This window comes from Geobacillus sp. ZGt-1, from assembly GCF_001026865.1.
Classification (GTDB): Bacteria; Bacillota; Bacilli; order Bacillales; family Anoxybacillaceae; genus Geobacillus; species Geobacillus thermoleovorans.
The window spans coordinates 1-286 of sequence record NZ_LDPD01000121.1; the positions used below are offsets into that span (position 1 = coordinate 1).

A 286-nucleotide genomic window follows, 5' to 3' on the forward strand; every position below is an offset into this window, starting at 1 on the left:
ACCGGAGGCGTGATGGATTTTTACCGTGGACTGGCCTTGGGATTAGGAGAGGAACCGAAGTACCGCAAGGTAGATCTCTTCCGCCAAATCCAGCAGGCGATCGAGCGATTGTATCATGAACGACGGATCACGCCGGTGTTCATTTTGGACGAGATGCATTTAGCAAAGGATGCATTTTTACAGGACATCGCCATCTTGTTCAACTTTGAGATGGATTCGACCAACCCATTTGTCTTGATTTTGGCCGGGCTGCCCCATTTACAGGGGAAGCTGCGGCTCAATCAGC

General features: G+C 50.7%; 1 protein-coding gene. It reads left to right on the plus strand.

Going from position 1 to position 286, the window contains the following annotated elements; translation table 11 throughout:
• On the plus strand, nt 1-286 hold a 286-nt coding region (locus VU18_RS15975; protein ID WP_047758507.1), incomplete at both ends, for an ATP-binding protein.